The organism is Nitrospirota bacterium (assembly GCA_016180645.1).
In the GTDB taxonomy this organism is placed as follows: Bacteria; JACPQY01; JACPQY01; order JACPQY01; family JACPQY01; genus JACPAV01.
On record JACPAV010000001.1, the window covers coordinates 1 to 12,443 of the forward strand.

Here is a 12,443-nt window from a genome sequence, read left to right on the forward strand (position 1 = left end):
ACCTTTTGTGCTCGTTCAACCCCCCATCCTGGCCTTCCCCCTCAAGGGGGGAAGGGGTGGTAGCCGCACCCCCTTGCCGAGGACGGTATGGGGCCATGATATGTCGCCATGCCACGGACGGCACGGCATGGAACATGGCCTTCATGGGTGCGTCTTCAGACACAGGCGTAAAGCCTGCGCCTACCTCCTACCCCTTGAGGGTGAGGATTCATATGGGGCTGAACGCTTGCGTAAGCTCCATGCGAGTGGGTGGAGCGAACCGTCCGGAGTGCGTCTGTCCAGTGGCGGACCCCCGGCAAGTCAACGATCCGCCGCCCGGTCCCCAAAACGTCTCCCGGGGGCCGGGCCAAGCGGTGCGCGGGGTAGGTGCTACGGATGTCATTGCGAGTGAAGCGAAGCAATCTCACGCCCATCGCCCCGCCTGTCGCCGTCCGCGCTGTGTGGGTACCAGGGAGAATGGAGGGGGTCCGCCGCATGGCGGATTCCCCCCTTCTCAAGTTTTGTTTGTCGCCTCACCCCTCACGACTTACGACCCCCAGGACGGGGGAAGTGCCGTGGGAGGGCAGGAAGCCCGGAACGGCCGGCTCCCGACTCACGAGAAATGCGAGTAAGGGGGAGCCGCCGGGGTTCGGGGCCGCAAAGCTCCGGCCCCGGCAAATTTGCGTTCTCATGTGGGCACAAGGGAGTCCGAGGGCTGGACTGCACGGTCCGGCCCTCGGCAAGTTTCTATCGCCTTTTGCCTTCCGGCTCACGGCTTACGACTCACGACTCACGACATGCGGCTCACGACTTACGATTTCGTGCGAGGAACGGGGACCGGGTGGAGAGGGCCGAAAGGCCCCTCCCCCGGAAAATTTCCCCTCACCCTTCCCTCTCCCGCAGGCGGGAGAGGGTGGCTGGAAAGCCGGGTGAGGGTGCGCTCTCACGCTGACGGCTGAAGGCTGAAAGCCGAGTGCTATTCCCAATGAAAGGAGACACATAACCATGAAACAAACGCGCTCCCGGTTCCCGCAACTCGCCTTACCCCTTGCCACTTACCACTCACTTCTTGCAGCCGCCCGGCGCCTGACGCCTGCCGCCCGGCGCGCCGCGCTCGCGGCGCTGCTCATCACCCTTCACGCATCACTCGTCACGCTCCCCGGCTGCGGAGACGACAAGAAATCCGACGGGGGCGCCTCGAAGGACGAGCTACGAACGCGGCTTTGGGCCGCCCAAACGGTTCTTGAAGAAAAAAGGTGTTCCGTTGCTTCGGCTTGCTATGCGAAGGAATTCGCCACCTACCCTGGACATGGAAGTGTCGAGAACTGCACGAAGGTCAACCTGGAGCAAATTCAGGTCGCCCTACAAATAATCAAAGGAGCGTCATTTGAACAAGATTGTTACCTCGATCCAGTGCCTGCTGCGGAGGCATGTGCTACAAGTGTGGCTGCGGCTGACGCAAGGAGTTTCTGTGGCTCGCTAGTAAAGGAGACATTGCGTTGGAATTTCTTGGCGGTTTCAGATTGCGCACCTATGGTTCTGAACAGGAAAGAGGGATGCGATACCCCCGTACTGGCACCCAAGCGGGGCATGCAGTAGTTGAGGCAGTCCGGAGGGAGCGGAGGCAGTAGGTGATGCACTACAGGCGATTGACGCAGTGGTCTGTAATCTTGGCAGTAGTCTTTCTCGATCCTTCCCCGCGAGCTGAAGCGCAAACGGTTTCGATTGATGCGCTTTGGAACGTCGTTTCAGAATCACTCGATTGGGGGGGTGCATGCGGTATCAAGCCGGATTTCAACGCGACCGAATTCTCGGCGGCAGTCGGCGTGATATCCTCCGGTCCGGCGGGAGCAGTTGCCTCATCGGCGTTTTCAACGGCATTTGGTGGCGATCCCAACCCATGCTTCGGCATCTATCTCAAGTACAACGTTCCTTACTATCTTGTGGAGGTCGTTCCGGAGCGTTGGGACAGCGTTCTTGCGCCAGATGTATTCAAGGATTTTGTTCAACCGCTCACCAGCGTTGTTGAAGAAGCAATCCAACCGTTCTTCAAGCCGTTGGGCATCAATTTCAAGGGCCGAGGCGGGTCGTTCGGTGGGATGAACTACTACGAAGTCCATGTGTACAGATTGGCGTTTGACGTCGGGGCGATGGTCAGTGGCGTAATGAAGGAGATCGTGAAGAGCTTGGCAACTCATGGGATAGGGATGAACATTGGTTTGGATCCCAACTGGTTGTCCCCAGATATCTGTTACCTCTCCGAGTTCGACCCGTTTCGCTGGAAGCTCGGGCTGCCGACTCCGGAGTACCAACTGACCAAGGCGCATCGGTGCTGGGTGGAGAAACCGGGCAAAGGCAAGCAGGAATATCCGTGCGAATGGAAGGAAGACGTGAAGGCCGCCATGGCCAAGGCCGGCGGCAAGAGCGGGGGGTTACTGGGGAAAGCTGGTAGGGGCGTAGGGAAGGGTTTGGGAGCGGTGGGACTGGACAAAGCCGGAGACGTGGTGGGCGGTGCGATTGAAGATGTTGGGGAACTGGCAGAGGGGGTTGGGGAAGCTGTGGGGAGTGCCGTTGGCAATGTGGCCGAGGTGGTGGGTGAAGGCGTTGGCGCGATCGGCGAGGAGGATTATGAACTGCCTCCCGTCTTGATCCAACGGCGGGCCGAGGATCGGATGCGATTTTGGGAAGGAACCAACCAAGCCGGCCTTTTCTCGTGGGCGAATATAAATGATCGTTCAGGGTGGGTGACGCATGCCGATCCCAAGTTTGCTGCCGCGGCCCTCGCCTTGAGGGGAGCCAGTCTTGCCACCAAGCGGCCGACCTCCGATCCAAAGAAGTTTGGCGGTTGCTGGATCGATGGGCGTGGGGCGGATGAATTCGATCCGCTCTCACCCGCCGCTTTGTCGAAGAAGTACGACGAGCCGGGAGGTGTTTCGATTCAGCTTATCCACACCAAGGCAGGGGGAGGAACCTGGAACTCGTGTGTGCCCATCGGATGGGAGTCCCAACAATGGAACCGGCCGGAGTACTGGACTGGGAATGTGACGGAAGGGGCGCTTTACGTTATCTATGAACGCCGCAAAATGTGCTTGGTGGATCTGAAAACCTACCTCGAGAATGTCGCTGCTCTCACGGCGAGGTTACTGCAAGACGCAGCTTTTGCGACGATCACCGCTGGTATGGGGGTTCCAGCCATAGCTATGGACTACATCCTCACCATCTCCGCCACCATCGCCCAGGTCCAGCAGATGTATGAGGACGTGAAGCGGGTGCTCGACTACATCCAGAAGATCCAGCAGGCGATTCAGTGGATGAAGGACATCATGGAAATGTTCAAGATACTGTTTGAGCAATTGGGGTCCGAGATGATGAAGCAGGGCGGCGGAGTGGCGATCAATGCGGTGACGCAGCTCGCGATGACGGTCTTCGAGGTGGATGCGGACATCCAGAAGGGATTCAACGACGTGCAGTGCTCGATGGACATCGGGCGGAGGGCCCTTGAGGGGACCAAGGCCCTCACGGGACTCTCGGTGTGCGGTCACGGCACGGGCGATATCCCGGGGATGAAGTCCGTCAACGCGAAGATCTCTTCCATCGAGGGGAAGATCCCGCCCATTCTCCTCAAGCCGCCCATTTCGACCATGGCGGACACCGCCTGCCGGATGGGTCCCCTTCACGATCCCGTGCAGAGCATCAGCAGCACACTTCGGACGTACGAGACGAAGCTGAAAACGATCGAGCGGTATCTCACCTACGGCGACTACGCCTGCATGGCCGTGCGGACGATCTCGAACCCGCCTAGGGACGCGGAGGGCCTGATCCGGATGTTTGGCGATCTCAAGATCGGGGGCGACACCGCGGCCCTCTTTACGGTGATAAACGCACTCGACAACCTCCGGCACCCGGACGCGATGCTGACGGCATCCGTTGCGGAAGTCCGCGCCCTCCCCGGCTTCCCGCAATCTGAGATCGCCTGGTGGGAAGGCAAGGCCAACTCCGTTCAAAGCAATCTCACCGCGGCCAATTTCACCGCCTCCCGCGCCCGAGAGATTCCAAACCGCCTGAAGCATCTCATCGGCCCCGAGCTGGTGAAAGACCTCGCCGCCCCCATCGAGCAGGACGCAAAGAACCTGATTTCCGGCGGCCTCGGCCTCTCCACCAAGATGTTCGAGGATTTCGACGCGCTGGCCAAGGGCGGCGAGAGGCTCATGCGAAAGATCAGCGCCGTGGCGGACGTGAAGATGGACAAGCCCGAGAGGGCCGTGGAGGCGATCCTGGCCTTCGCCTCGCTCAAGGTCGAGTTCGAACGGTGGATGGGGGACATGCAGAGGCTCATGCAGAACATGCCCGCCTACCAGAAGGAGCTTCAGAAGACGGCCGCGAATCTCCAGAAGCTCATCGGCACTCTCCCCAACAAGATCCGCAACCTGGACCGCACTTTGGCGGACCAAGTGTACGCGGCAGTTTTCATCGACACGGCCCCCCTTCGTCACGCGTCGGGGGACCTCCGGGACATGGCGAATCGCGCCGCGAGCCTGCCGGGGCGCGGTCCCCAACTCGCCGCCGGTTTCAAGACCGCCGCCGATGGTCTCGATGCCGTGGCGAATGGCATGTCGGTCCTTTCCAAACAGAAGCTGTACGACCTGATGGACCCCGTGCACAAGGTTCTGGCCCAGGCGGGGGATGCCTTGGACAGCCTGACCCAGGGCGTGGGGAGTGCCGGTACCGGGATGCTGGCGGAGATGGAGAATCTGACATCGGGGTTGGGGAATTCGGAGCTTCTTTCCAGGCTAGGTTCGTTCTCAACCGATGGAGCCGGTCCCGCCTTCCGGGGGCCTGTCGCCAAGGATAGCGGCCTCTGGGATTTCTTGGGCACGATCGAGTCCTACGCGCGGATGAAGGAAGGGGCTGTGGTCAAGACCGCCTGGAACGAGGCGGTGAGCGAGTCGGCGGGCGAGCCGCGTGAGAAGCGCGGCGCAGCCGCGATGGGGCGGTTCGTGAGGAAGACCGTGCCGCTCAGGCAGGAGGAGAAAGACGCGGCGGGAGGGGATGACAACGTGGCGAAGGACGCACTGGAGAAAAAGGCGACGGATGAGCACAGAACCGTGATCGAAACCGCGCGTGATCCGAAGAAGTACGGGCTGCTCGAAATCGAGGACTATCGGAAGGAGAGAGCCGAGTCCGGCTCTCCCGTAAACAAGGCATGGCAGGATGCCGTCAATGCCTGCAAAGAGAAAGCCCGAGAGAAGAAGCAGAAGGCCCCCCGGGAAGGGTGGGACGAATCCATGTGTGATCGGAGATGGTAGCGATCACTGCGGAGGGAAGATAGGAGAAACAACAACGTGGGAAAGAAAATCGGGGGGGCATCACTGGCCGTTCTGCTGCTTGTTGCATCGACCGTGGCGCGAGCGCAGACAAAGCAACCCGCCACTCCGCCAGTAGAAAAACAGGCGGAGATCAAGCGGACACCCTTCAAGCCGGGTCCGCTCCTCTTGTTCAAGGTGCCGACCATGCAAGGCAGTGCGGGCGACCAGGAAGTTGAAGACGAAACCCTACAGTTGTTCATGAAGAGCGAGGACATGCCTTCCTCGAAGTATCTTCAGAACCGCTACGCAACGGAGGCTCCATTGGCCATGGCCACCCGCGACATCAGCCTGGACAAGCGCCTGCAAAACATGACCCGGACTTTTGAGTTCTGGTCGCAGATGGGTGTGTTGCGAGAACTTGACAGGCCCGGCTTCGAGGCCGTCGGGCGGTGCATGACGGCGGGATTGACGATCAAGGACGCCGGCGGCAATGACATAACGATTACTCCAAGCAGTCCGCGCATTGGTGAAGAGTGCCTCAAGAGTTACCAAGCCGATGCGGCGGCCTTCGTGAAGGACAAGACCGGCCTGTCGGATTCGTCCATTATGGGACAGGTCTTTGGGGGCGCTACGCTCACGTTTGCGATGACGTACGTGGGGGACGCGCGGATTGAAAAGGAAGGAATCCGTCAGTTCTTCGGCGACAAGGAGAAGACCGCACAGGATGGTTCCAAATACATGGCCTTCCAGAATGACGCTTACTACCAGCCATTCATGATCAGGAGAGACGTCGAGTTGTCGAAGCAGATCAGTACGGCACTGGGCGGGAGTTGCGAATTGCAGCCGAGCCCATTGGTGTGGGACACCAATCTGCCATCCAGCGGCATCGACATCCCCGCGCCCGTTCTCAAGGAGGCCTACAGCGACGCATCGCTCTGCGCAATCCTCAAGACCGCACTGGCCGGGGAGGCCCTGAAGCGCGAAGTCGATTTCGTCATGACACAGATCGCCCTCGCGCAGGCGGACATGACGCTCCACCCCCTGGCGCGGGACCAACTCGCCTGGTGGCACGGCAGCCTCGAAAAGAAGATCAGCCGATGGGAACAGGAGGAAATCCGAACCGGCGCGAAGTTCGAGGACGTGATTCGCAGCATCCAGGAGGCCCGCGCCGCCCGGCTCCGGCCGCTCCTGAACGCCATTCAGACGCCGGTGGTGCCGTGAACATGATCACCTTTTCCGATTACGATCTCCAACCGATTGTTGAAGGCAAGGATTGGCAGGTGGACTTTGTTCTCCACGGGTCGATCATGTCCATTGCCGTCGCCCTCGGCATGTTCTGGATCGTGTACGCCGCGATCGCTTGGGCACAAGGCAACCACCCGAAAGCCATCTACAGGGTCCTCACCATCGCCTTTGCGGTGGCCATCACCGTCGCGGCTGAGCAGGCCGGCTCGCCCGCCGGATCGGCCGTCTTCGGGCAAATCGCCAAGGTAGCGGATGGTCTCCCCATGGGGCTGATCCAAGCCCGCGATGCCAAGATCAGCGCAGGGTTCTTCGATTCGGCCGAGCAGTTTCCCTTGGCCCGTCGGCTCCGAGACGATTTCGCCGGGGAACTCACGTCCTCCACTGCAACGCCTGTTCGAACCTTCGCGACCGAGTGCATGTCGAAGCCGGTCCACGAAAAACTGTCCGACGCGACGTACGCGGACGCCGTTACCGAAGTCGGCGGGCGGTCGATCCGACTCAGCGGTGCCGACAAGAACTGCAAGAACCTGAACACGGAAATCGGCGTCGCCGCGGCGCAGGACAAGGGAACAAGGAGCTACTTCTCCATGCGCCGAGCCGAGTCAAGGGTTTCTGCCGCCGCTCTCTTCTTGGAGCAGCCGCCCGCCGCGCCCAGCGAGCGCCTCCAACGGCTCCTGGCGAGTGAAATTCCGGCAAAAGATGAAATCGGCGTTCAGGAAGCAGGAAGCCTCCACGGCGAAGTGACCGAAGGGTTCATCAAGTCATTTGTCGCGGCCCCCCTTTTCGTCCTGCTTCCGGGTGGGCTCTGGAACCTGGGGATTTACACGCTCGGGTTCCTTTCCGCGAGAACGATTACGGGTTACTCCGCTTTCAAGCTTCATCAGAAAGAACTTGCGTGCATCAAACGGCTCGATGCTCTGGACGCACAGGACGCGCTGCTGGAACCTCTCCACGCCCACGAGTCGTATTTTGTGAAAGGCGGGGTGGACAAGAGGTATGTTGAGACCCTTGAAGGTTGCGTGAGGAGCAAGCGAACCACGCGGGTGCTGGAATGGATGGGCCTCGGCCTGACGGGCGCCCTCATACTCGTGGCTTGGTGGAAAGCCGGTGGATAGCGGGGAATGCATTCCCCCCCCAAGCCTGTGATTGGGAATTCCCACTTGCGAACACGATGGGAGGCGTGATAGAAAGCGTGCAGGGATAGAAAACATGGTACGGGGGAGAATGAAAATCGGGGGAGCACTCGGCTCAATCGTCATCCTCGCGCTCTGCGCGTCGCCCGCGTATGCCATCCGCGCCGTGCCGTGGATTCCGGGGCGGACGGTGGTCGTCCAACTCAGGCAAGGCCAGACTACGGAAGTCATTTTCCCTTCCGATATCAGTCAGTTCTCCAACCCTGAAGCCGAACTCTTCTCGATCCAGTTCACCGGGGCACGGCTTTACGTGAAGCCGACGGCCTCGCTATCTCCCACCCGGCTTTTCGCCACGGATACGGCCGGCCGCAGCTACGTGATCGAACTCCAGGAGGCCGCGGAGGGACAGAGGGAGGACGACAGCGTGGAGATCAGCCTGGAAGTGGCCGAAGGGCGCCCCGCGCCGGTCGCGCCCGGGCCGAACCGGCTTGTCTTGGATCTTATGAAAGCGATGCGGCTGGAGCGGCCCGTCGCGGGCTACCAAGTAACCGAGAAAAAGGGGGAGCTTTTTTACGAGGAGCCGAAGGTCCTCCAGTTCCGCCTCATCCGTGTTTATGAGGGAAGTGTCATGATCGGCTATGTGTACGAGATCGAGAATATGTCAAACGGTCCGCTCCGAGTGAATCCCCAGGAGTTCACGTTCAAAGGCTACGTCGCAGGATCGGTGGCGGACATGCAACTGGCGCCTGCCGAACCGAAGGATTCCGTGGAGGCGTTCAAGGGCAATCCGAAGAAGACCATCGCGTACGTTGTCGTTTCGAAGGCGGGGATTCGAAAATGAACAAGATCAAAGAATGGCTGGACAAGCGTGGACTCAAAGGCGGGAAGCTCTATGCCGCCATCGGGGCGATCGTCGTCATCGGGCTGATGTTCGTGGTTGCGAGTCTTCCCAAGGAAGCGAAGGCCCCCGCGGGACCGAAGTCGGCCGCGCTCATCCCTTCCGCTTCGCTCGGCGCGATCGCAAACCAGGCGGGAGGGTCCATTCAAATGCCGGCCGTATCGCCGGAGTACTTCAATGTGAAAGTCCAGCAATTCATCGACGAGACGAAGGCGTGGAAGAACGACCGGCAAAAGTTCGAGGCCGAGGTCCTGGTCCAGTTGCGGGCCTTGAAGGAACACGGCACGACGGATGCAGGGGTCAGCACGCAACTGGACAATCTACAGTCCCAGATTACCAATATCGGTGACCAGTTGGATTCCCTGCGTAGCGGAGGATTCGGGTCGGGCGCGGAAAGAGACCGCCGAGCCGCCTCGGGTCCACTCCAACTCATCACCGTACCGCCCAAAAAGAAAAGCGAATCAACCGACCGCGGTTCGCGGGAATCCGGCGCGCTTCGAGGCGGAGCCGGCGCCGCGCAAGAGTCCCCCTTTTACCTGCCGGCAGGCTCGATGGTAAAGGCTACACTGCTGAATGGAGTCGAAGCACCTCCTTCAACACAAGGCCCGGGCCTGCCGGTCCTTCTTCTCGTGCGCGATTCGTTCCTCGGCCCCAACTCCACCTCGCTGCCGATGGATGGTTGCATGGTGCTGGGGCGGGCAGACGGCGATCTCTCCTCCGAGCGCGTGAAAATCGCCGTCAGTCTTGTTTCGTGCGTGTTTCCGGGCGGACGAACGCTCGACCGCGCCGTGCAGGGTTATGTCTCGGGGCCGGACGGCAAGCTTGGCATTCCAGGAAAGGTCCACGATCGGCGCGGACGGAAACTCGGAATGGCCGTGCTGGCGGGCTTCACCGCCGGCCTTTCTCAAGCCATTGGCCAGTCCGAAGTGACACGCGTCCTCACCGCCGAGGGGACGGAGCGAACCATTGTTTCCGGCAGCACGCTTACATTTGGCATGAGCCAGGCACTCGGCTCCGCGCTTGCGGAAGTGACCAATTTCTACCGGCAGGAAATCCAGCGTCTATTTCCGGTGATCGAAGTCCACTCCGGAACGCAGGTCACGCTTGTTCTGGAGCAAGGGGTGGATGTCCCGGAGATGAATGCGCTTCTATCAGGTATAGAGAGCGTGAAGGGTGAGGAGTGATGGGTGACGTGAAGCCCCGAAGGCGTGAATGGTGAAGAGTCATGAGTGATGTGAAACCCCAGGATGGACGGCCTCACAAGAGGTTGGATGTTTGGCGGAAGAGCATCGAGATGACAAGGGTGATCTACGAAGTGACAGGGAAATCGTTGACCCTTTGTTGGACGATATCAGCAGGATGCTCTCCGGTCTGATTCGCCACGTTGAGATGCGGAACGGGCGGGGAGGGGGCGGAGGAACATGAGGGCTGTCCGACTTTTCATTCTCATCACCCTTCACTCATCACTCTTCATGAGTTTGCCCGCCTGTGCGGGTAAGACGAAGGGCAAGAGCACCCTCGCCGTCTACCAGGAAGCCCTCGGCGAAGGCACCCGCGAGGGGATCGAGGTGCTCAAGCAGGATTTCAAGCGTGAGCAGCCGCTCGGTTACGAGGAACCGGTCGTCCCCGTGATGTCGCCGCCCGAAACCATGCTGGTTTGGTTCGCCAACCAGAAAATCGGAGATGAGGTCTTTGTGCATGGCCATTGGGTCCAGATCGTCATCCGGCCGTGGGAATGGAACCCGGACATCTTGAACAGCCCTGCTCCCTCGCCCCGTACCGGGGGACAGGGGACACCCTTCCCGCTCCACCCGGAATCCAAGCCGAAGAACGAATAAGACGTGAGGTGGGAGGTGGGAGGAGTGGAATCGTGAACCGTGAACCCGTGACCCCGACGCGACGATTCGAGCGGCCACATCATAAGCTCGATATTTGGAACAAGGCCATGGGTCTTGCCGAACAGGTCTACCAGCTTACGCGCAGTTTCCCAGCCGATGAAAAGTACGGGCTTGTCCTACAAATGCGGCGAGCGGCTGTCAGCATCGTCAGCAACCTTGCCGAAGGGGCGGCAAGACGGACCAACAAGGAGCTGGAGCAATTCCTCCATATCGCGCAGGGATCCCTGAGCGAACTTGAGGCCCAATTCGAGTTGGCCGAACGCCTCGGCCTCGTTAATCAATGGGCACGCGACTTGGTCAACGATGTCGCGCGAATGCTGTCTGGGCTTGTCCGGTATGCTAGGAATAGGCGGGCCGATGGCGTAACAAGAGAAGCCGTGAGGTATCCAGGGTGACGGGTTTTCCTGGACTTTCCGCTCGGGCTCACGATTCCCGGTTTTCGATTCTCGTGATGCGGGCCTTGTCCCACCGCCTCTCGCCTCCCGTTTCTCACCTCACAAACAAGTAATGTAACCGAAAGGGGGAGCCATGCTTCAGATGTGGGACATTCTGCCGGGATCTGCCTCCCGGCTCCTGCTACTCACGATTTGCACCTTGCCACTCACCACCCATTCGTGCGGCGGGAGCCGGCGCGAAAGCTACTCCATGGATGACGAGGCGAAGAAGACGGCTTTGCAGGAGGTGGCGCAACAGGAAGGGCGAGAGGCGGGAGGAGAGAGGCGGGAGGGGGAAGGGCTTGGAGCGGGAGGCGGGAGGAGAGGGGAAGGGGGTGGGGAGCGTGAGCCGGAGGAGCGCGTGTCGGCGAGCCGGCGGGAGGCGGAGACGGTGCGGTCGACGCCATCCGTTTCACTGAAAGCGAACGGTATCCCCCTCCGCATGGCCATGGAGCGCCTCGCGGCCCAGGCCGAGTGGCGCGTGCGCTGGGGGGAAGGCGTGGGCCAGGACGCGACCGTGTCGCTCGACGTGGAGGAGTTGGCGTTCCAGATGGCTGCCGAAGATCTTGCCGCGCAGGCGGGGTATGCCGCGGAGTTCGATTTCTCCGGGCACTCCGTCACGGTGCTCCGCTATGTGGAGCGAGTATTCTATCTGCCGGAAATCTGGGCGAGGCGGCAAATGCCTCTGCCGGGAAACGGAAATCCGGGCGTCTTCATCCGCTACGCCGAAGACCCGGCGACGGGAGTGGAGAACTCGATTCGGTCCTTCCTCTCGCCGCAGGGCAAAGTATTCGTGGATCCCATCAACGGGACGGTGATGGTGCGCGACGAGCACACGAACATGAGGAGTCTTGAGCGATACTTCGCGCGGCTCAGCGATGAAGCCCGAACGCCCTGGCTCGTGGAGGTGGCCATCCTCGTCGCGTCTCCAGGGGAACAGGGCATACGGTGGGACAAGGTCGGAGAACGGCTCGGCTCGGCGCCCGGCGCCGGTGAGGGTCCCGCCGCCCTCGCGGCTCAGCTTGCCCAGGAGAAAGGTGATCCCGTGGCGATGCTCCTGAAGGCCCTCGCCCCGGAGAAGGCCCGCCTCCTGTCCAAGCCTGAATTCCTCACGCTCAACGGCTGGACCGTTCAACTTGCGGTTGCATCGGGCGCCGGCGCCGGGGGCGCGGGATGGGAACTCCGGCTCACCACGCACCGCGACTACGCGAATCCGAGCGCCGTCGTCATCGAAGCGGCCGGGGGCCTGTCGGACAAGGTGACTCAAAGTTTCTCCACCGCCGCGAGCGCGGAGATAGGTCAACCGCTGATCGTCTCCACCGGCGTGGGCACGTCCGTTGAAAAAGGCTGGCTCAGCGATAAACGCCATACCCAGGAAGCCATCTTCGTCATCCGGGTCCTGCCGAATCGGAAGCCGTGAGTCGGGGAAGTAGATGGGTGAAGAGTGATGGGTGATGTGAAACCCCAGGATGGACGGCCTCACAAGAGGTTGGATGTTTGGCGGAAGAGCATCGAGATGACAAGGGTGATCTACGAAGTGACAGGGAAAT

At 60.8% G+C, this 12,443-nt stretch carries 9 protein-coding genes; all 9 read left to right on the forward strand.

The features are described from left to right. The first annotated feature begins 984 nt into the window (after window positions 1–984). The 9 genes from HYT87_00005 to HYT87_00045 all read left to right on the forward strand — a co-directional run bounded on the left by HYT87_00005 (window position 985) and on the right by HYT87_00045 (window position 12,313). On the forward strand, window positions 985–1,578 hold the full coding sequence (locus HYT87_00005; protein ID MBI2058128.1) for a hypothetical protein: 594 nt from the start codon (window positions 985–987) through the stop codon (window positions 1,576–1,578). A 71-nt stretch (window positions 1,579–1,649) separates the two neighbouring features. Continuing rightward, the gene (locus HYT87_00010) at window positions 1,650–5,285 is read left to right on the forward strand and encodes a hypothetical protein (protein MBI2058129.1); all 3,636 of its coding nucleotides are present in this window, start codon (window positions 1,650–1,652) and stop codon (window positions 5,283–5,285) included. 36 nt (window positions 5,286–5,321) lie between these two features. Beyond that, window positions 5,322–6,506 (forward strand): hypothetical protein, encoded by a 1,185-nt coding sequence (locus HYT87_00015; protein ID MBI2058130.1) that lies wholly within the window; start codon window positions 5,322–5,324, stop codon window positions 6,504–6,506. 2 nt (window positions 6,507–6,508) lie between these two features. Then, window positions 6,509–7,645: a hypothetical protein gene (locus tag HYT87_00020; GenBank protein ID MBI2058131.1), complete on the forward strand. Its 1,137-nt coding sequence runs from the start codon at window positions 6,509–6,511 to the stop codon at window positions 7,643–7,645. Between the two features lie 94 nt (window positions 7,646–7,739). Beyond that, complete coding sequence (locus HYT87_00025; GenBank protein MBI2058132.1) at window positions 7,740–8,504, forward strand: type-F conjugative transfer system secretin TraK; 765 nt, start codon at window positions 7,740–7,742, stop codon at window positions 8,502–8,504. Continuing rightward, a complete protein-coding gene (locus HYT87_00030; GenBank protein MBI2058133.1) occupies window positions 8,501–9,745 on the forward strand; it encodes a TraB/VirB10 family protein in 1,245 nt (414 codons plus the stop codon). The genes HYT87_00025 and HYT87_00030 overlap by 4 nt, the downstream gene beginning before the upstream one ends. 237 nt (window positions 9,746–9,982) lie before the next feature. Beyond that, entirely contained in the window at window positions 9,983–10,399 is a 417-nt protein-coding gene (locus HYT87_00035; protein ID MBI2058134.1) for a hypothetical protein, read from the forward strand. Continuing rightward, window positions 10,297–10,854 (forward strand): four helix bundle protein, encoded by a 558-nt coding sequence (locus HYT87_00040; GenBank protein MBI2058135.1) that lies wholly within the window; start codon window positions 10,297–10,299, stop codon window positions 10,852–10,854. Before HYT87_00035 ends, HYT87_00040 begins: the two co-directional genes overlap by 103 nt. Window positions 10,855–10,987: 133 nt before the next feature. Further along, window positions 10,988–12,313: a hypothetical protein gene (locus HYT87_00045; GenBank protein MBI2058136.1), complete on the forward strand. Its 1,326-nt coding sequence runs from the start codon at window positions 10,988–10,990 to the stop codon at window positions 12,311–12,313. Window positions 12,314–12,443 lie beyond the last annotated feature (130 nt).